The organism is Massilia sp. MS-15 (genome assembly GCF_020176695.1).
Classification (GTDB): Bacteria; Pseudomonadota; Gammaproteobacteria; order Burkholderiales; family Burkholderiaceae_D; genus Telluria; species Telluria hydrophila.
The window spans coordinates 1-19,329 of record NZ_JAIWIA010000018.1 but is presented as its reverse complement, the minus strand read 5'-3'; the positions used below and the strand labels follow the sequence as shown (position 1 = coordinate 19,329).

General features: G+C 68.1%; 16 protein-coding genes. 11 read left to right on the top strand and 5 right to left on the bottom strand.

Going from position 1 to position 19,329, the window contains the following annotated elements; all coding sequences use genetic code 11:
* Positions 1 to 14 precede the first annotated feature (14 nt).
* On the bottom strand, positions 15 to 2,384 hold the full coding sequence (locus tag LCI23_RS07695; protein ID WP_224945858.1) for a DNA polymerase II: 2,370 nt from the start codon (positions 2,382 to 2,384) through the stop codon (positions 15 to 17).
* Between the two features lie 4 nt (positions 2,385 to 2,388).
* A complete protein-coding gene (locus tag LCI23_RS07690; protein WP_224945857.1) occupies positions 2,389 to 3,189 on the bottom strand; it encodes a ferritin-like domain-containing protein in 801 nt (266 codons plus the stop codon).
* A 101-nt stretch (positions 3,190 to 3,290) separates the two neighbouring features.
* Between LCI23_RS07690 and LCI23_RS07685 the strand changes: the two genes are divergently transcribed.
* The 7 genes from LCI23_RS07685 (at position 3,291) to zwf (ending at position 10,179) form a co-directional block, all read left to right on the top strand.
* Positions 3,291 to 3,848, top strand: a complete 558-nt coding sequence (locus LCI23_RS07685; protein ID WP_224946032.1) for a cysteine hydrolase family protein — start codon at positions 3,291 to 3,293, stop codon at positions 3,846 to 3,848.
* Between the two features lie 104 nt (positions 3,849 to 3,952).
* Positions 3,953 to 4,486 (top strand): hypothetical protein, encoded by a 534-nt coding sequence (locus LCI23_RS07680; protein WP_224945856.1) that lies wholly within the window; start codon positions 3,953 to 3,955, stop codon positions 4,484 to 4,486.
* A 270-nt stretch (positions 4,487 to 4,756) separates the two neighbouring features.
* Positions 4,757 to 5,920 (top strand): sialidase family protein, encoded by a 1,164-nt coding sequence (locus tag LCI23_RS07675; protein WP_224945855.1) that lies wholly within the window; start codon positions 4,757 to 4,759, stop codon positions 5,918 to 5,920.
* Complete coding sequence (locus tag LCI23_RS07670; protein ID WP_224945854.1) at positions 5,921 to 6,649, top strand: hypothetical protein; 729 nt, start codon at positions 5,921 to 5,923, stop codon at positions 6,647 to 6,649.
* Complete coding sequence (locus tag LCI23_RS07665; protein WP_224945853.1) at positions 6,646 to 7,449, top strand: hypothetical protein; 804 nt, start codon at positions 6,646 to 6,648, stop codon at positions 7,447 to 7,449. Before LCI23_RS07670 ends, LCI23_RS07665 begins: the two co-directional genes overlap by 4 nt.
* 52 nt (positions 7,450 to 7,501) lie before the next feature.
* Positions 7,502 to 8,422: an alpha/beta fold hydrolase gene (locus LCI23_RS07660; RefSeq protein WP_224945852.1), complete on the top strand. Its 921-nt coding sequence runs from the start codon at positions 7,502 to 7,504 to the stop codon at positions 8,420 to 8,422.
* A 290-nt stretch (positions 8,423 to 8,712) separates the two neighbouring features.
* Positions 8,713 to 10,179 carry a glucose-6-phosphate dehydrogenase gene (gene zwf, locus LCI23_RS07655; RefSeq protein WP_224945851.1) on the top strand — a complete coding sequence of 489 codons (1,467 nt, stop codon included), beginning with the start codon at positions 8,713 to 8,715 and terminating at the stop codon, positions 10,177 to 10,179.
* Here zwf and LCI23_RS07650 read toward each other — a convergent pair.
* Positions 10,104 to 10,544 (bottom strand): DUF2784 domain-containing protein, encoded by a 441-nt coding sequence (locus LCI23_RS07650; protein ID WP_224945850.1) that lies wholly within the window; start codon positions 10,542 to 10,544, stop codon positions 10,104 to 10,106. The genes zwf and LCI23_RS07650 overlap by 76 nt on opposite strands.
* Before the next feature lie 143 nt (positions 10,545 to 10,687).
* Here LCI23_RS07650 and LCI23_RS07645 point away from each other — a divergent pair, with 143 nt between their 5' ends.
* Positions 10,688 to 11,791: an alpha/beta fold hydrolase gene (locus tag LCI23_RS07645; protein ID WP_224945849.1), complete on the top strand. Its 1,104-nt coding sequence runs from the start codon at positions 10,688 to 10,690 to the stop codon at positions 11,789 to 11,791.
* A 151-nt stretch (positions 11,792 to 11,942) separates the two neighbouring features.
* Positions 11,943 to 12,602, top strand: a complete 660-nt coding sequence (locus LCI23_RS07640) for a trimeric intracellular cation channel family protein (protein WP_224945848.1) — start codon at positions 11,943 to 11,945, stop codon at positions 12,600 to 12,602.
* A gap of 7 nt (positions 12,603 to 12,609) precedes the next feature.
* Here LCI23_RS07640 and LCI23_RS07635 read toward each other — a convergent pair whose 3' ends face one another.
* Together LCI23_RS07635 and LCI23_RS07630 are read right to left on the bottom strand one after the other, a co-directional pair.
* Positions 12,610 to 13,926: an MFS transporter gene (locus LCI23_RS07635; protein WP_224945847.1), complete on the bottom strand. Its 1,317-nt coding sequence runs from the start codon at positions 13,924 to 13,926 to the stop codon at positions 12,610 to 12,612.
* Between the two features lie 114 nt (positions 13,927 to 14,040).
* Positions 14,041 to 15,486, bottom strand: coding sequence for an NAD-dependent succinate-semialdehyde dehydrogenase (locus LCI23_RS07630; RefSeq protein WP_224945846.1), 1,446 nt, complete (start codon positions 15,484 to 15,486; stop codon positions 14,041 to 14,043).
* Between the two features lie 397 nt (positions 15,487 to 15,883).
* Between LCI23_RS07630 and LCI23_RS07625 the strand changes: the two genes are divergently transcribed.
* Together LCI23_RS07625 and LCI23_RS07620 are read left to right on the top strand one after the other, a co-directional pair.
* Entirely contained in the window at positions 15,884 to 17,557 is a 1,674-nt protein-coding gene (locus LCI23_RS07625; protein WP_224945844.1) for a ShlB/FhaC/HecB family hemolysin secretion/activation protein, read from the top strand.
* A 41-nt stretch (positions 17,558 to 17,598) separates the two neighbouring features.
* The coding region (locus LCI23_RS07620; protein WP_224945842.1) for a filamentous hemagglutinin N-terminal domain-containing protein at positions 17,599 to 19,329 on the top strand (1,731 nt) is incomplete at its 3' end.

Here is a 19,329-nt window from a genome sequence, read left to right as displayed (position 1 = left end):
CGGGCGGCGTTTTCTCAGAACAAGGCGCCTTGCGGGCTGGTCAGCCGCGCGAAGCTGTCGCCGAGAAAAGGCAGGATGGCGTCGGCGATCGGTTCGAGCTGCTTGCTCAGGTAGTGCTCGTAGTCGATCGGCGAACGGCGCAGCTCCAGCGGTTCCGGGCCGCTGGTCGTCATCACGTACCGGATCCAGCCGCCCCTGCGGTACTGGGGCGGGCGGCCCTGGCCGGTATGGAAGTCGTCGGCCATGCGCGCCGCGCGCACGTGCGGCGGGACGTTGCGCTCGTAGTCGTCGAGCGGGCGGCGCAGGCGCTTGCGGTACACCAGCAGCTCGTCGAGTTCCCCGCGCAGGGTGCGTGCCACGTACTCAAGCACCCAGGCTTCGTAGGGCTGGCGCTTGAAGACGCGCAGGTACAGCTCCTGCTGGAACTGCTGGGCCAGCGGCGACCAGTCGGTGCGCACCGTCTCCAGTCCCTTGTACACCACGTCCTCGCCGCCGTCCGCGTGCAGCACCAGGCCGGCGTAGCGCTTCTTGCTGCCTTCGTCCGAGCCGCGCACGGTGGGCATCAGGAAGCGCGCGTAGTGGGTGTCGAATTCCAGCTCCAGGCTCGACGCGAGCCCGTACTCGGACTGCAGGTGCGTGCGCCACCAGCCGTTGACGTGCTCCACCAGGGCGTGGCCGATGCGCTCGGCCTCTTCCTGCCCATGCGGTCCGCCCAGCCAGACGAAGGTGGAATCCGTGTCGCCGTAGATCACGCCGTAGCCCTGCTCCTCGATCAGCGCGCGGGTGCGGTGCATGATCTCGTGGCCGCGCAGCGTGATCGAGGAGGCCAGGCGCGGATCGAAGAAACGGCAGGCGGTAGTGCCCAGCACGCCGTAGAAGGCATTCATGATGATCTTCAGCGACTGCGACAGCGGCGCATTGCGTTCGCGCTTGGCCGCTTCGCGCCCTTCCCACACCTGGCGCACGATGCCGGGCAGGCAGTGGCGCGTGCGCGAAAAGCGGGCACCGCGAAAGCCCGGCACGGTCTGGTCTTCCGGCTCGGCCAGCCCGGCCACCAGGCCGACCGGATCGATCAGGAAGGTGCGGATGATCGAGGGGTACAGGCTTTTGTAGTCAAGTACCACGACGGAGTCGTACAGCCCGGAGCGCGAATCCATCACGAAGCCGCCCGGGCTGTCGCCGGCCGCGACGTCGCCGATGTTCGGCGCGACGAAACCCTGGCGGTGCATCAGCGGCATGTAGCGGTGCTCGAAAGCGGCGACCGAACCGCCGCTGCGGTCCACCGCCAGCCCGGTCACGCTGGCGCGCTCCAGCAGGAAGCGGCACAGCTGCGTTTTCTCGAAGATGCGGGTGACGAGTTCGCAGTCCTTCAGGTTGTAGAAAGCCAGCGCCGGCTTGTCTTCCGTGAACATGCGGTTGATCTCGTCCATCCGGCTGTAGGGATTGTCGATCGCCTTGCCTTCGCCCAGCAGGGTTTGCGACACCGACTCCAGGCTGAACGAGGGGAAGCTGTAGGTGGCCGAGCGCAGCGCCTCGATGCCGTCGATGACCAGGCGACCCGCGATCGAGATGAAGAAATGCTCCGAGCGCCCGTGCTCGCGGGTCTCGATGGCGCTGCCATCCCGTCCCAGCCTGAGCGGCCGCCCGGCGCGTTCGGCCGCCTGCACCAGCATGCGCAGGTCGAACTGGATCACGTTCCAGCCAATGATCGCGTCCGGATCATGGCGGCGCATCCATGCTTCAAAAGCGTCCAGCAGCGCGGCGCGGCTTTCACAGTACGCGAGGTCCAGGCCGAGGTCACGCTCTTGGCCATTGGGCTCGCCCAGCATGTAGACCTGGCGCTGGCCGCAGCCCTGCAGGCCGATGCAATACAGCTCGCCGTGCTGGTTGGTTTCGATGTCGAGCGAGACCAGGCGCAGCTGCGGGCGGTAGTCGCGGTCCGGTTTCAACCCGGCGTCGACGATCAGGTTCGGGTCCCGCGCGTCCGGCAGACCATGCACCAGCACCGGCGCGGTGATGAAGCGCTCCATCAGGTAGCGCTCGGGCGGGCGCACGTCGGCTTCGTAGACGTCCACGCCGAACTCGCGCAGGCGCTTTTCCAGGCGCAGCAGCTGGCGGTACTGGCGGCAGTACAGGCCCAGCACGGGCCGGTGGTGAAAGTCGCACAGGTTCAATTCACGCAGCTCCCAGCCGCGCTCCGTGCCCAGCACCAGTTCGGCGGCCTTGCGCTGTTCCAGCGGCAGGAAGGCGACCGGCGTCTGGAGCGGCAGCCGCACCCGGCGCGCGCCCCCTTCGGTGGCGATCCAGAAGTCCACCTCAACCCCAGCGTCGGTATCGCGCCAGTGGCGCGTCAGGAGGAAGCCCTGCAGCGGCGTGGTGTCCATGCGTCTAGGCGAAGCGCGCCAGCTCCGCTTCCGAAAAGCCAGCCTGGCGCCGCGCTTCGATGTTGAAGGGGCCCTTCAGCACCGGCGCGCCATAGCGCAGCGTCAGCTCGCCGTAGGTGGCGACCGGCTCCAGGCCGCGCAGGCCGCACAGGTACAGGTACCAGCGGTTGCCGATCTCGACGTGCCCGACCTCGTCGCGCAGCAGGACGTCGAGGATCGCCGCCGCCTCCAGGTCGCCGGCCTGGGCCAGCTTGGCGCGCAGCGGCGGAATCGCGTCCAGCCCGCGCGCCTCCAGCGTGCGCGGCACCAGGGCCATGCGCGCCAGTACGTCGCCTCGGGTCTTTTCCACCATCTCCCACAGGCTGTCGTGGCCGGGGAAGTCACCGTAGGCATAGCCGAGCGTTTTCAGGTGCGCGCACAGCATGTCGAAGTGCAGCGCCTCTTCGCCGGCCACCCGCAGCCAGTCGCTGTAGTAGTCCGGCGGCATGCCGGGAAAGCGCCACAGGGCGTCGAGCGCCAGGTTGACGGCGTTGAATTCGATATGGGCCAGGGCGTGGATCAGCATGGCGCGGCCCTCCACGGTCGCCATCGAACGCCGCCCGACCAGGCGCGGCGGCACCAGTTCCGGCCGCGCGGGCCGTCCGGGGATGCCTTCCGGTGCGCAGGGCGCCGCCTCGAGGTCAAGGGTGGTCTCGCCGCGCCGATGCGCCGCCACCAGCGCCGCCACGCCCGCCGTCTTGGCGGCGGGGTTGGGGGCGAGCAGGGATTGCAGAGCGCATGCGCGAAGCTCCAGCGGTTGCGCCATGATGGTTCGAGAGTCGGACGAAAGCGCTAGTGTACCAAAGTGCGCCTGGCTGCAAGACTGCGCTACCATGGGAACCCGACCATCCGCAATCAACCATGCCCATGCAGCGCGACCAGCCCGCCCTCCTCGTCATCGACATGCAGCAGTGCATGGCCGGCCCGAATGCCGGCGCGCGCAACAACCCGCAGGCGGAAGCCAACATCGACCTGCTGCTGGAGGCCTGGCGCGGGCGGCGCGCGCCGGTGGTCCACGTGCGCCACATCTCGCGCTCCCCGGATTCCGGCTTTGCGCCTGGCCAGCCGGGCGCCGGATTCCAGCCGGTGTTCGCGCCGCGCCCGGGCGAGCACGTGGTCGAGAAGAACGTCCCGGACGCCTTCATCCAGTCCACCCTGGAGCGCTGGCTGCGGGTGCGCGGGATCGAGCGGCTGGTGGTGGCGGGCGTGAGCACGAATATCTCGGTGGAGTGCAGCGTGCGCAGCGCCGGCAACCTGGGCTTTCAGGTGACGGTTGCCGCCGACGCCTGCTTCGCCTTTGTCCGCCGCGATTACGCGGGCGCGCTGCGCAGCGCGGACGAGGTGCATGCAATGTCGCTGGCCAACCTGGCGGCCGAATATGCCAAGGTGGAGGCGACAAACGATATCCTCTCCATGCTGGATTGAACGACGCGCCATTTTATCCATGGCGAATTGTCGCAAAAGACCGAGGCGGCTACGACCGACCGATCATCCTCATCCTCCCCCGCCCCTCGCGAAGGAAGCGCGCCATGCCCGACCGTCCCGCCCCGCAGTCCCGCCTCATCCTCACGGTCGCCGCCCTCGCCGCCGAGATCTGCCACCTGGGCTGGGAGTACACCCATGGCGGCGTGCCGGCCCACCACTTGCTGAATAATCCCGATCTGCCCGCCATTTCCAACTGGTGGGGCCTGCTGGTGGTTCCCCTGCTGGTCTGGTTCATGCTCGGCCGCGTCCAGCGCCGCGCCGCCGGCCTGACCCAGGACGGCAGCCGCGAACGCTTCCATCGTCACGTGCGCCTGCGCTTCGGCGCCGCCCTGCTGTGGGGTGCGGCGCTGGCCTTCGCCTTTACGCTCGGCCACCCGGCCGTTACCGCCATCTTCTTCGGCGCCTTCGCCGCCGGCCTGCTCGTGCATGCCTACCGCGCCGAATACGTACTCGGCTTCGCACTCGGCATGACGTTCACGTTCGGGGCGGTGCTGCCGATGCTGATCGCGTCGGTCATCGCAGCCTGCTCGTTCGCGTTCCACCTGCTGCTGGGAACCGTACTGCGCATGGTGCGCTAACATCACAAAGCCGAAGGGCAAGTCGCGCGGCAGGCGGCGCGCGCAGGATCGCTGCGTCGGGGCTTGGCAATCTTGTAATTACGAAAGTTCCGTGTCACATCCGGTGCTCTTTCCTGTAGGATAGCGCCTTTGCCAGGTCATCGCTCAGCCAGCCGCCTCCCCGAAAGAGACCGCGGAACGCCCGTTCCGCCTGGACGCGAACCCTGCAATTTTCAAACCTATAACAGTCAGAGTGTCGCGGACCCGGGCATCCCGGTCCGCCGGGAGTGTATGGAGCGTCCCCTGCCATCGCGCGCCGCCGCGCGCCGCCGCATTGCCCTTGCCTGCATGACCGTGGTGCTGGTCATCGGCGCCGCGGAAAGCGCGCGCTGGACCCGCAGCGCCCGCGCGGCCGCCGCGCCTTCCGCCCTGCCCTCGCTCGTGCCAGGGCGCGTGACCCTGTCCGAGCTGTCGCAGTCCCTGATACCGATGCCGCGCAACACGCCCTCGGCCCACGCCAGCGCGATGGCGCCCCTGCCGGGCGACCGCATGCTCGCCTTCTGGTGGGCCGGCAGCCGCGAGAGCGGCCCGGACGTCAAGGTCTATGCGTCTCAGTGGCATAACGGCAAGTGGGGCGAACCCTGGGAAGTCGCCAGCCGCGATTCGCTCGGCAAGGCGCTGGGCTTCGGCGTGCGCCGCATCGGCAACCCGGTGGCCTGGACCGGGCCCGACGGCCGCATCCACCTGTACGTCGTGGCGACCGGCCTGGGCGGCTGGGCGGCGTCGCGCGTGGCGCACCTGGTCTCGCCCGACGAGGGCGCCAGCTTCGCGATGAAGCGCGTGCTGCCGATGTCGCCCCTGTTCAATACCAGCGTGCTGGTGCGCACGAATGCGGTCGGCCTGGTCGACGGCGGCTGGTGGCTGCCCGTGTATTTCGAACTCGGCATCAAGTACCCGATGCTGATGGCCTTCGGTCCGGACGGCGAGCCGACCGGGATGGCGCGCATCGGCGCCCGCACCACGACCCTGCAGCCGGCCATCGTGCCGGTCTCGGGCACCGAGGCGCGGGCCTGGATGCGCGACGCCAGCGACGAGCGCCGGGTACAGCATGCCTACAGCCGCGACGGCGGCGCCAGCTGGGAAGACCTGCCGCCGCTGGCGCTGAACAACGAAAACACCTCGATGGCGGTGCTGCGCCTGGAAAACGGCGACTTCCTCATGCTGCACAACCACATCCGGGACGGCGGTTCCGCGCGCAGCCTGCTGCGCCTGTCGCTCTCGCGCGACGGGCAGACCTGGCGCACCGTGGCCGATGTCGCCAGCGGTGGCGCTGGCGCCGAATTTTCCTACCCCACCATGCAGCTGGTCGGCAGGGAGCTGCACGTGACCTACACCCACCAGCGCCAGGCGATCGCGCACCACCGCTACCGGATCAGCATTGGAGAGAACATCTGAATGAGCCTGCCTGAACTGTCCTGGCAATTCGCCTATGCCCGCCTGGGCTGGGCCCTGGTGCTGGCGGCCCTGGTGGCCGGCCTGCTCGAACTGCTGCTGGCGCGCACCCAGCCGCAGTCCTGGCGCTTGCCGCGCAAGCCGCTGGCCGCGATCGTCCTGCTGAGCCTGGCCTGGATGGCGCTGCCGGGCGAGGCCTCGCCGGCCTGGCACCTGGGACTGGCCTTCCAGTCACCAAGCGCCCTGCTGGCCAGCCTGTGCGCGGCCAGCCTGCTGGCGCGCTGGCATGGCGTGGCGCGCAGCGGGCCGCGCCTGCCGCTGCCCCTCGCCGCCGCGCTGGCGGCAGCCGGCGCCCTGCTCTACCTCGATGCTTTCGGCCTGTTCGCGCACGGCTATTACCACGCCGGCTTCGGCGCCGGCGCGGCCCTGCTCGCGGTGCTGCTGGCGGCGGCCTGCGCAGCCTGCATCGGGCGCGGCCAGGCCCGCGCCCAGGCCGGCGCGCTGCTCGGCGCCATCCTGCTGTTCTCCGGCGCGCGCCTGCCGACCGGGAACCTGTGGGACGCGCTGCTCGACCCGCTGCTATGGATCTGGGCCCTGTCGACCCTGGGCCTGGCCGGACTGCATGTCGTACGGCGCCGCGGCATGCGCCGGCGCCTGCCCGTCGAGCAACAGCTGCCCGCCATGCAGGCTGGCGGCACCGAACCGTTTACTTCCCTCAAGGAGTCATCTTGACCAACCGGAATCCGATCCTGCATCCCGTGCTCGCCACCGGGATCCTCATCAACGTCTTTGTCCTGCTGCTGGCCGTGGCCTGGTCCGGCGACAGCGCCAAGCTGTGGCGCCTGCTGGGCGAGGACGGCATCGTCGAGTGGATGCAGTTCCTGTGCTTCACCGTGATCGCCCTGCTGCTCGGCTTCGCCTTCAGCGAGCGCCTGAAGCGCAAGGAGCGCAGCGTGCTGGAACTGCTGGCCCTGGGCGGCCTCAGCCTGCTGTGCGCGCTGGCGGCGCTGGAAGAGATCAGCTGGTTCCAGCGCATCCTCGACATCCAGTCGCCCGAGTTCTTCCTGCAGAATAACCGCCAGGCCGAGACCAACCTGCACAACATGGCGGTGGGCAGCGGCAGCCTGCACAAGAACGTGATCCTGAAGCTGATCGTGATCGTCGGCCTGGCCCACAACCTGGTGTTGCCGCTGGTGGCGCGCGTCAAGCCGGGTCTGCAGCGCTGGGTCGAGTCGCTCGGGCTGTACCTGCCGCCGCTGGCGGCCTCGATTCCCTACCTGGTGCTGGTGGCGCTGTCGCACGCGCTGATCGACCATCCGCGCAAGGGCGAGCTGGGCGAGATGTTCGGCGCCGTGCACTACCTGGCGACCGTGTTCGCCGCCTATTTCGCCGGGGTGAACTACAGCCGCCCCACCCTGTTCGAGCACGCCGGCGACATCCGCCGGCTGGGCAAGCTGGTGGCCCTGTGGATGCTGTTCCTGCTGCTGGTGAGCTGGCTGCTCAGCGCCGGCGCCGGCGCGACCGGCGGCTGAGCCTGCGGCACCTGGACGCCGTCCGCGGCCCGGCTGGTGCATGATGCTCCCCATGACGCATCCAACCGAAGCACTGTTTCCGGGCTTTCGCCGCTTCATTCTTCCCGGCACGGACGGCGTCGCCATCGCGGGGGTGCTGGGCGGCGCCGGGCCGCCGCTCCTGCTGCTGCATGGCCACCCGCAGACGCATGCGATCTGGCACCGCGTCGCGCCCCTGCTGGCCGCGGAGTTCACCGTCGTCGCCTGCGACCTGCGTGGCTATGGCGACTCGTCCCGGCCCGCCGACACGGCCGACCATGCCGGCTACAGCAAGCGCAGCATGGCGGCCGACCTCCCGGCCGTGATGGGCGCGCTCGGCTTCGGGCGCTTCGCCGTGATCGGACACGACCGCGGCGCGCGCGTCGCGCACCGCCTGCTGGCCGACCACCCAAATACCGTCACCCGCGCCGTGCTGCTCGACATCGCGCCCACGCTCGCCATGTACGAGGGCGCCAACGAGGCGTTCGCGCGCGCCTACTGGCACTGGTTCTTCCTGATCCAGCCGGCGCCGCTGCCGGAACGCCTGATCGAGGCCGATCCGGCCGCCTACCTGCGCGACGTGATGGGCCGCCGCAGCGCCGGCCTGGCCCCGTTCGACCCGCGCGCGCTGGCCGAGTACGCGCGCTGCCTGGCCCGTCCCGGCGCCGCCCACGCCATCTGCGAAGACTACCGGGCCGCGGCCGGCATCGACCTCGAGCACGAGCGCGCCGAGCGCGCGGCCGGCCGGCGTTTCGCCACTCCTCTGCTGGTGCTGTGGGGGGCGCAGGGCGTGGTCGGGCGCTGCTTCGATCCGCTTGCGGAATGGCGCCGGCTCGGCACCGAGGTGGACGGCGAACCCATCGATTGCGGCCACTACATTCCGGAAGAGGCGCCGCACGCCCTGGTGCGGCGGGTACTGCCGTTCCTGCGCCTGGACGCGCCTCCGGGCGGCTGAGCGAAGCGAATCAGCAGACATTCGGACGGGCGCCGGGCGGCGTACAGCATTATCCTGGCCCGGCAATCATACCGGTACCGGTCGCATTGCGCCGCATGATGTTTACCCAGAGCCTCCTCAGTGCCAACAATATTTGCATGATTTCCATTTTGACCGATTTTTATATGCAGAAAGTGAAACCGGGATAAGGTCTCCGACGACGTTTGCCATTTCCTTATTGTTTCCCAGGATGTAAGCTACAGGGCCGGCGCCCGCGCGCGCCGCCTCCATTCACCGTTTGGCTATCCGACATGACCCCTGTGAACGACACCGATTCCGGCCTTCCCCTCGACATGATCATCTTCGGCGGCATGGGCGACCTGGCCATGCGCAAGCTGCTGCCCGCGCTCTACATGGCCTACCTGCACGGCAACCTGCCCTCCTCGACCCGCATCATCTCGACCGGGCGCCAGGAGTTCGAGCGCGATGCCTACCTGGCCCACATCGCCACGCATTCGCGTCCCTTCATCGCCGACGCGAACTACAACGACAAGACCTGGGACGGCTTCCTGCAGCTGCTCGATTACGTGCGCCTCGACGTCCAGCAGGCGCCCGACTTCGGCGCCCTGGCGCGCGCCACGAATGCCGGCGCCCAGCGCGTGTTCTATCTTTCCACGGCCCCCGCGCTGTTTACCACCATCTGCGAAAAACTGGCCGCGGCCGGCCTGGTCGACGCCCATGCCCGCGTGGTGCTCGAGAAGCCGCTGGGCCACGACCTCGCCTCCGCCATCGAGATCAACGAGGCGGTCGGCCGCCATTTCGCCGAATCCCAGATCTACCGCATCGACCACTACCTGGGCAAGGAGACGGTGCAGAACCTGATGGTGCTGCGCTTCGGGAACTCGATCCTGGAACCGCTATGGCGCGCGCCGAACATCTCGAGCGTGCAGATCACGGTAGCCGAGGAAGTGGGCGTGGGCAGCCGCGCCGGCTTCTATGACGGCACCGGCGCCATGCGCGACATGGTGCAGAACCACCTGCTGCAACTGCTGTGCATCGTCGCGATGGAGCCGCCCACCTCGCTGGCGCCGGACGCGGTGCGCGACGAGAAGCTGAAGGTGCTGCGCTCGCTGCGCCGCATGAAGCTGGCGGACATCGCGCGCGACACCGTGCGCGGCCAGTACACCCATGGCGTCAGCGGCAACCAGGAGGTGGACGGCTACCTCGAGGAACAGAACGTGCCGCCGGGCAGCCGCACCGAGACCTTCGTCGCCCTGCGCGCCCACATCGACACCTGGCGCTGGTCGAAGGTGCCGTTCTACCTGCGCACCGGCAAGCGCATGGCGCGGCGCTCGTCGAAGATCGTAATCGAGTTCGCGAATCCTCCCTTCCCGCTGTTCCCCGACATGCCGGGCGGCGTTGCCAACCGCCTGGTGATCGAACTGCAGCCGGAAGAAGCGATCAAGCTGCAGATCATGGCCAAGCAGCCCGGCAGCGGCATGCAGATGCAGCAGGTGGCCCTCAACCTCGATTTACAGTCGGCTTTCCAGCAGCGCCGCGCCGAAGCCTACGAGCGCCTCCTGATCGACGTGGTGCGCGGGCGCCTGACCCACTTCATGCGGCGCGACGAACTCGAGGCCGCATGGGAATGGGCCGACCCGATCATCGAAGGCTGGGGCACGCTGGGCGAGAAGCCCCACCCCTACCCGGCCGGGTCCTGGGGCCCGGCCGAATCCTTCGCGCTGATGGCGCGCGACGGTTTCGCCTGGGTCGAGTAAGGCACCCGGGCGCGGCGCCGCCAGAGCCAGGCATACAGCGCCGCGTTGATCGCGAGCACCCCGGCGGCCAGCGCCAGCTGCAGGCCGCGGCTCATCGCGCCCGGATACACCAGCGGCAGCAGGTAGTGCTCGATGAAGCCGTCCGCGTAGCCGGCCACGCCCGCCAGCGCGCGCAGGCGGTTTTCAAGGTAGGTGAGCGGGCAGACCGCGCCCAGCATCTCGATCCCGAAGCCCCAGGCCGCGGCGGCCAGGTGCAGCGGGAGCAGGCGCGGCCAGCGCGCCAGCAGCAAGGCGCCGAACACGACGAACAGGATGAAGCCGAGGTGCAGCAGGAGCACGGCATCGGCGAGGAATCGGTAACCCATGTCGAGATTTCCGGAAAGCGGGGCGTCGCGTCAGTTTAATACGCCGCAAGGGCCCGCGCGCGCGCCGGCGCGCGCGATTGTGGGCGCGGTGCGGGCGGCGTAGAGTGGCAGGTCCCGTCAACGATGACCACCAAGAGAGCCCCATGTACGCACCGACCACCTCCCCCTTCGGGCTGCCGGACTACACCGCCGCCGGCGCCGCCGCCCTCAAGCACATGGACCGCAGTCGCCAGGCGCGCGGCAGGCTGTTCGAGCAGGCCGGCTATGGCCCGCGCGAGAGCCCGCATACGGTCCTGCACCGCGAACCCGGCCTGAACCTGCGCCGCTACGACGGGCAGGCCGGCGCCGGCGCACCGGCCGCGCTGCTGGTGCCAGCCCCGATCAAGCGTTCCTATATCTGGGACCTGGCGCCCGAGGTCAGCGTCGTGCGGCGCTGGATCGATGCCGGCTACCGGGTCTACCTGGCCGAATGGACGCCGCTGCCCGAAGACGGCCCCGACTTGGGCCTGGCCGACTACGGCAGCCGCCTGCTGGCCGCCTGCCAGCAGGCCATCGAGGCCGACAGCGCGGAAGGCACGCTGACCGTCGCCGGCCATTCGCTGGGCGGCATCCTGGCGGCCATCTACGGCTGCCTGCATCCCGACCGGGTGCGCGCCGCCGTCCTGCTCGAGTCGCCCCTGCATTTCGGCGGCGACGCCAGCCCGTTCCGCGCGCTGGTGGAAGCGACGCCCGACGCCGGCCGGGTGGCCGCCGCCTTCGGCCAGGTGCCGGGCGTCTTCCTCAACCTGATGAGCGCACTCGCCGAGCCCCGTGCCTTCCAGTGGGAACGCATGGCCGACCGCTGGCTGTCCCTCGGCAGTGCGGAGCGGCTCGCCACCCACCTGCGCGTGGAGCGCTGGACCCACGACGAATTCGCGCTGCCGGGGCGCCTGTTCACCGAGCTCGTGGAATCCCTGTACCGCAAGGACGCCTTCATGCGCGGCGAGCTGGAGATCGATGGCCGCCGCATCGGCCCGCAGTCCTTGCGCGCGCCGCTGCTGGGCGTGGTCGACCCGCGCAGCAGGCTGATTCCGGAAGCGGCCCAGGCACGCTTCCACGACGCGGCAGCCAGCACGCACAAGTGCCTGCTGCACTATGGCGGAGACGTCGGGGTCAACCTGCAGCATGTGGGCGTACTGGTCGGCGCCAGCGCCCATGGCGAACTGTGGCCGGCGATCTTCCGCTGGCTCGACGCGCACCGCGTCTGAGATCCGGGCGCGCGCATTCCTGCTTCGGGGCGCAAAGCAGCGCCCGCCCGGCGGCGCAACGCGATTCTGCGTTACCATGCCGGGCATTCTCCGCCACCCCGACGCAAGGACCCACGTGTTTGCCGTACTCGCTCTCGACATGGGAGCCGCCATGAAAACCCTGGTGCTGACCCTCGACCTGATCGGCACCTTCGTATTCGCCCTCAGCGGCGCCACCGCCGGCGCGCGCCGCCGGCTCGACGTCTTCGGCGTGCTGGTGCTGTCCTTCGTCGCCGCCAACTCGGGCGGCATCGTGCGCGACCTCCTGATCGGCGCCACGCCGCCGGCCGCGATCAGCGACTGGCGCTACCTGGCGGTCTCCCTGCTGGCCGGCCTCGCGATCCTGTTCTGGTATCCGCTCGTCAACCGCCTGCGCAACGCGGTGCTGATCTTCGACGGCGCCGGCCTGGCCCTGTTCTGCGTGGCCGGCGCCCAGAAGGCGCTGGTGTTCGGACTGGAACCCGTGATGGCGGCCCTGCTCGGCATGCTGACCGGAATCGGCGGCGGCATCGCGCGCGACGTGCTGCTGTCCGACGTGCCGGCCGTGCTGCGCTCGGATATCTACGCGGTCGCCGCCCTGGCCGGGGCCAGCGTGGTGGTGCTGGGCGACGCCCTGCAGCTGCCCACCACGGCCACTGCCTGCGCCGGGGCCGCCCTGTGCTTCGGCCTGCGCGTGGCCGCGATCCGCTACGGCTGGCACCTGCCCACCGCGCGCACCCCCGACGGGCCGGACGAGGACGGCAAGGGCGGCGGGCGCGGCGAGTTCCGCTGATCCCGGACTAGTCGAGCGCGCGCCGGCGCGATTCGACGTCCACCATCCCGACCGCCGCGGCGCCCAGCGCCAGGAAGGCCGCCAGCATTCCCAGCGCCAGCGTGAAATGGGTTGCCATCACCGGCGCCACGATGGCCGGCGCGAACAGGCCGCCGAAGCGCGCCACCGCGCCCGCCATGCCCATGCCGCTGGCGCGCAGCTCGGTCGGATAGACTTCAGGAGTAAACGCGTACAGCGCTCCCCAGGTGCCGAGCAGGGCAAAGCTCATCAGGAGGGTCGAGCCCACCACCAGCGCGGTGGCGCTGCCGAAGCTGTAGGCCATGCAGCCTGCGGCGCTCAGCAGCAGGAAGCCGACCAGGGTGGGCTTCCTGCCCCAGCGCTCCACGCCATAGGCCGACAGCGCGAAGCCGGGCAGCTGCACCAGTGCCAGCACGATCAGGAATTCCTGGCCGCGCATGAAACCGAAGCCCTGCGCGCTCAAACGCACCGGCAGGTAGACGAACACGCCGTAGTAGGCGATCGAGATCAAGCCCCATGCCGCGAACAGGGCCAGGCTGCGGCGCCGCAGCGCGCCCGCGAACAGGGCCTTCAGTGCGCCGCGCACCGGGGCTTCCGGCAGCAGCGGCGGAATCGCCTGCGCGCTGCCATTCGTGCGCGCCACCCGTTCCAGCACGCTGCGCGCCTGCTGCGCCTTGCCGTTGCGGTTCAGGTACATGGGCGACTCGGGCACGTACAGGCGCAGCACCACGCCCACCAGGGCCGGCAGTCCGGTCACGAAGAAGATCAGGCGCCACGCATCGGCACCCCAGCGCAGCGCCACCAGGGCCAGCACCGCCAGCGCGATGGTGCCCACCGCCCAGAACGATTCGAGCATCACCAGCCAGCGTCCGCGCCGGTCGCTGGGCAGGAATTCCGCCATCATGGTGTAGTCGACCGGTAGCGTGCCACCCACGCCGATGCCGGTCAGGAAGCGCAAGGCCAGCAGCCAGTGGAAATCGGGCGCGAAGGCGGAGGCCACGCCGAAGCAGGCGTCGACCAGCACCGCCGCCATCAGCACCGGCCGGCGCCCGATGCGGTCGGCCAGGCGCCCGAAGCCGAAGGCCCCGAGCAACATTCCGATGAAGAAGGCGGTGCCCGTTTCGAGCGCCTGCGGCACGCCGATGCCGAAGGTCCGGGCGATCGAGGGCGCAGTGAAACCGATCGACAGGACCTGCATCGCATCGGCCATCCAGACCAGGCCGAAGATCGCGAACAGCCGGTACTGGAACCTGCCCACACCCGCCAGGCGTATGCCCTGTTCGACCGTCGCGCCCTGTGCCGCCATCCCCGCTCCTTCAAGCTTGTGGAATCAGGCGCCAGTGTGCCCTGAATCGGCGTTCGCCGGCGCCCATGCGGCCCGGCGCGGCGCGGGAAGGGGCAACCCGGTAGCGCGGGCCGCCTACCCCCCCATCATCGACACCGCCTTGGTGTTCAGATAGGCTTCCAGCGCTTCCGGCCCGCCCTCCGACCCATAGCCGGAATCCTTGATGCCGCCGAACGGCAGCTCCGCGCTCGGCGTGGCCGGCTGGTTAATCCACAGCATGCCCACCTCCATCCGGTTCATCAGCAGTTGCGCATTCTTGATCGAGCGCGTGAAGGCATAGCCGGCCAGCCCGTAAGGCAGGCGGTTCGCTTCCTGGATCGCTTCCTCCAGCGTGTCGAAGCCGCGGATCGCCGCCACCGGTCCGAAGGGCTCGTCGTTGAACACGCTGGCCTCGAGCGGCACGTCGGCCAGGATGGTGGGCGCGAAGAAGTTGCCCGCCTCGCCCACCCGCTGGCCGCCATGGGCGACGGTGGCGCCTTTGGCCTGCGCGTCCTCGACCACCTTCGCCATCGCGGTCAGCCGGCGCGCATTGGCCAAGGGCCCGAGGGTGATGCCCTCCTGCAGGCCGTCACCGAGCTTCAGGCCTTCGGCATGCTTGACCATGGCGCGCGTGAATTCGTCCTTGATCGCCTTGTGGACCAGGAAGCGGGTCGGCGAGATGCACACCTGGCCGGCATTGCGGAACTTGGCGGCGCCAGCGGCCTTCACGGCCAGCGCGACATCGGCATCCTCGGCCACGATCACCGGCGCGTGGCCACCCAGCTCCATGGTGGCGCGCTTCATGTGAGCGCCGGCCAGCGCCGCCAGCTGCTTGCCGACCGGGGTCGAACCGGTGAAGGTGACCTTGCGGATGACCGGATGCGGAATCAGGTAGCCCGAGATCTCGGCCGGGTCGCCGAACACCAGGCCCACCACGCCCGGCGGCACGCCGGCGTCGACGAAGCACTGCAGCAGGGCGGCCGGCGACGCGGGCGTCTCCTCCGGCGCCTTGCACAGGAAGGAGCAGCCGGTGGCCAGCGCGGCCGACAGCTTGCGCACGATCTGGTTGATCGGGAAGTTCCAGGGGGTGAAGGCGGCCACCGGACCGACCGGTTCCTTCAACACCAGTTGCTGCGCGGCGGGATTGCGCGCCGGGACGATGCGGCCGTACACGCGCATGCCCTCGGCCGCGAACCAGTCGATGATCTCGGCGCCGGCCATGGTTTCCACCTTGGCTTCGGCCAGCGGCTTGCCCTGCTCCTGGGTGAGCAGGCGCGCGATGTCGGCGGCGCGCTCGCGCAGCAGGCTGGCGGCGCGGCGCATGGTCGCGGCGCGTTCCGCGGCACTGACCGCACGCCAGGCCTCGAAGCCCTGCTGGGCCGCGGCCAGCGCGCGATCGAGGTCGGCGATGGACGCATGGGCGACGGTGCCGATGGCCTGGCCGGTGGCGGGGTTCAGCACCGGGATCGTCTTGCCGCCCGTGGCGTCGCGCCATTCGTTGGCGATGAGGAGGCGGGTATCGGGATAGCTGGAAGTCGTCATGGAGCGTCGGTTCCTGTGTTGAATGAACGCCAATCATAACCGGTGTGTGCGCCCGCTGCAGCAGCGAGGCCGACGCCTTGCCGCAGGCGGCTGCGGCCGCAGGCCGCGCCTGCGTTACGGTTGTGGTTGTATGCACACCACAAGTTAAAATTTTTTTATCAAAGCGCAATGAAGGAGTAGTATTTATCCAGCTTCTGAGTCTTGCGATAAATAGCTCTAAATAATAGTTTAATCGCGGCAATAGCGCTCAACTGCTTCTTTCCTGCACTCAAGTTTTTCGATGGCCACGTCCGGCCATGGGGTTCGTGTGGGCGCGGGGCATGCGATGCGCATAGCGGGCGTCCGGCTTGCCGGGCCGGCCCGGCCATATGTCCAGTACGCTCTGAAGGGGATAACGATGACTCAACGCCTGCGCACGCTTGTGTCGCTGCTCGCCCATGCCTTCCGCCCGGCCAGTTCCTCCCCTCCCCCTGTTCCCGCACATTCTCCCGGCCTGCTGCGCGGCGCCACCTGCGCCATGCTGCTGCTATGCCCATTAGGTGGCGCGGCGGCGCAGGAGCCGCAGAAGATGGCGGTGGCCAGCGTGCGGGTCGAAGGCAATACCCTGCTGCCCGAGCAGACCGTCAATGCCCTGACCGCCGACCTGGCCGGTACCCCGCGTTCGCTCGACGAGCTGAACGCGGCGGCGGCGCGCATCCAGCAGGCCTACCGCGATGCGGGCTATGGCGGCGTGGTGGTGTTCATCCCGCCGCAGCAGGGCGGCGACGGCCGGATCGTCATGCGCGTGGTCGAGGGCAAGCTGGCCAATGTGCGGGTGACAGGCAACCAGCACTTCGACACCGCCAACGTGCGCGCCGGCCTGCCCCACCTGCGCGAGGGCACGACGCCGATGGTGCGCGCGATCGACCGCGACATCCAGCTGGCCAACGACAATCCGGCCAAGCACCTGAAGGTGACGCTGGCCGCCGGCGCGCGCAGCGGCGAGATCGACGCCAGCGTGGACGTGACCGACGTCGATCCGCTGCAGTACCTGGTCGGCTACAACAATACCGGCACGCCGCTCACCGGGCGCCACCGGCTCAGCCTCGGGGTCCAGCACGCCAACCTGTTCGGGCGGGATCACGTAGGGACCCTGCAATTCCAGACCTCGCCCGAGGATCCGGACAAGGTCAAGATCTTCAGCGCCAGCTACCGGGTGCCACTGTATGCGCAGGCGGCGTCGGTCGATGCGTATGTCGCGCATTCGAGCGTGAACGTTGCGACTACCGTATTGGCACTTGGACCGCTGGACTTCAATGGCCGTGGAACGATGGCCGGCGTGCGATTGAACCGCTACCTGGACCGGATCGGCGAATACGATCACCAGGTGACGCTGGGCGCCGACTGGCGCGACTACAAGGACCAATGTGCGCTCCTTGAACTTCCAGGCGCGGACTGCTCCAGGAGTCAGGTGGACGTTACGACGATGCCGCTCAGCCTTGCCTACGTAGGCCACAAACAGGGTTCTGACCTGGCTTACGGCCTAAACGTGTCCGCAACGGTCAACGCTGGTGGCAGCGGACGCGCCGCGTATGAGGCGGCGCGCGCTGGTGGCAAGCGTCACTACGTCATTACGCGCCTCATTGCTTTTGCCGAGAAGCGCCTGGGCGAGACGTTTTCGATCAACGGCCGCATGGAGCTGCAGTACAGCCCGCATCGGCTCATTCCAGCCGAAACCTACGGAGTGGGCGGCGTGAACAGCGTTCGTGGCTACCGCGAGCGTGAAGTCAGTGGTGACCTTGGCCTGCTGGCCCGGCTTGAGCTATCCGCGAGCGTGCCCGAACTGGCAGACAAGCTGCGCATCCGGCCCTATCTCTTTGTCGATTACGGGAACACGCGCAACCACGGAGGGGCATCGTGCGACCTCCTGGGCAACTCTTCCTGCGCACTGAGCAGCGTTGGATTGGGCTCCCGCTTCGGCTGGAACCGCAAACTCAGCGCCAGCGTCGACATCGGGCGAGCACTGCGGCGCGGCTCGTCGACGTCATCGGGCGACGTCCGCGGCCATGTCGCCATCAACCTCTCGTTTTAAGTAACGCCCTATTTACGCCACCGATCCTACGAGGCCAAACCATGACACAGCTTTCAGTTTCGCGTGCCGCACGTCCTGCACCATGCGCCCGCTTCGCGCTGCATGCCATTGCCGCATCGCTCGCCGCCGCCTTCGGCACCTGCGCGATTCCGTCCTGGGCCCAGTTACCGACTGGGGCACAGGTCGTGAGCGGCCAGGCAAGCATTAATACCAACGGCAGCCAGATGACTATTGTGAACTCGCCAAACGCCGTGCTGAACTGGCAGAGCTTTTCAATCGGATCACAGAATACCGTGCGATTTGAACAAGCCAGCGCGGCGAGCAAAGTGCTTAACAGGGTAGTTGGGAACGATCCGTCCCAAATCCTGGGCGCACTGTCGTCGAACGGCAGCGTGTGGCTGATCAATCCGAACGGCGTCCTCTTCAGCCATGGCGCCCGGATTGATGTTGGAGGGCTTGTGGCCTCTACGATGGCATTATCGAATGCGGATTTCGAGGCTGGACGGGCGCGGTTCGATGGCGCAGGTGGCCGCAATGGCGAGGTACGCAATGAAGGCAATATTAGTACGACCTTCGGTGGCCGCGTCTGGCTGGTGGGGAACGCCGTCCGCAATACAGGAACGATTAGCGCGCCGGAAGGCAGCGTCGTGATGGCTGCAGGGAACAGTGTCGAGATCGTTGATTCGGGGCTGCCGAACATTACTCTTCGAGTTAGCGCGACGGGAGAGACGACTGAAAATTCCGGCACCTTGCTGGCCGTAGACGGAAAGATCGATCTGCACGGCGGGATCGTTAATCAGCGGGGAATCGTGCGGGCCGAAAGTCTGAATGCACTCGGCACAGTCAATATCGTAAGTAAAGGAAATGTGACCCTCGAGACTGGCAGTGAAACCAGTACCAATGCAGTTGAGCCAGCCACTAATATCGGCGGCGATATCAATATTCGGTCGGAAAGTGGTGACGTGCTAATAGCAGGTTCCATGTCGGCTCGGGGCAGAGATGGCGGAACCTTAACAGTGGGTGCGGGCGATGGCGCACTGGACATTCAAGGCAAACTCGATAGCAGCGGCGGTGTAACCGGCGGCTTTCAAAGCCTGAGCGGTTCATCGCTGACTGTGGGGCCGTCTGCCACCGTAGACGCTTCAGGGGGCGAGACCGGAGGCATTCTGTTCGTTTGGGCTGAAGATGGCGCACTGGGCATTCAAGGCAAACTCGATAGCAGCGGCGGCTTAACCGGCGGCATTCAAAACCTGACCGGTTTATCGCTGACTGTGGGCTCCTCTGCCACCGTAGACGCTTCGGCGGGCAAGACCGGAGGCACCCTGACCGTTGTGGCTGAAGATGGCGCACTGGACATTCAAGGCAAACTCGATAGCAGCGGCGGCGTAACGGGCGGCATTCAAACCCTGAGCGGTTTATCGCTGATTGTGGGCCCGATTGCCACCGTAGACATTTCAGGGGGCGAGACCGGAGGCACTCTGACCGTTTTGGCTGAAGATGGCGCACTAGACATTCAAGGCAAACTCGATAGCAGCGGCGGCGTAACCGGCGGCTTTCAAACCCTGGTCGGTTTATCGCTGACTGTGGGCCCGTCTGCCACCGTAGACGTTTCAGGGGGCGAGACAGGAGGCAATCTGACCGTTGCAGCTGAAGATGGCGCACTGGACATTCAAGGCAAGCTCGATAGCAGCGGCGGCGAAACCGGCGGCATTCAAACCCTGAGCGGTGTATCGCTGACTGTGGGCTCATCTGCAATCGTCAACGCTTCAGGG